Below are 435 nucleotides of genomic sequence, written 5' to 3' on the forward strand. Positions count from 1 at the left end.
TGTCTGGCATTGAGCAGTTCAAGCTCCATTTCCACTGTCCTTTGCTGTACGGCCGGGACATTCTTGATCGGTCCCTTCAAACGGTTTGGAGAATACTCAGAGGCAAATTGCACTGCATAGTCACGCTCAGCTTGTGCCACACCAAGATAAATCGCCGGAATGTGAAGCAGCCAGCCATTCGGCTGAGCTCCACGAGGCCCTTGAAGCAATTCAACCAGCTTATTCTCTTCAAGCATGACTTCGTTCAGTACAAGATCATGGCTCCCTGTCGCCCGCATCGCCATCATATCCCACGTTTCTTCAATCGACAAACCGGGATCATCTTTATGAATGAGAAACACGCCTGTTGTTTGTTTGTCTTCAATCCATGCGGTTACTAAAAAATAATCCAGTGCTTGTGACATCGTCGTAAAGGTTTTTCTTCCATTCACTGCC

General features: G+C 47.6%; 1 protein-coding gene. It reads right to left on the reverse strand.

Features of this window, described 5'->3' with window-relative positions:
• The coding region (locus RVS70_RS22560) for an acyl-CoA dehydrogenase family protein (RefSeq protein WP_321134970.1) at positions 1-435 on the reverse strand (435 nt) is incomplete at both ends.

This window comes from Virgibacillus sp. M23 (assembly GCF_034190895.1).
GTDB lineage: Bacteria > Bacillota > Bacilli > Bacillales > Amphibacillaceae > Virgibacillus > Virgibacillus salarius.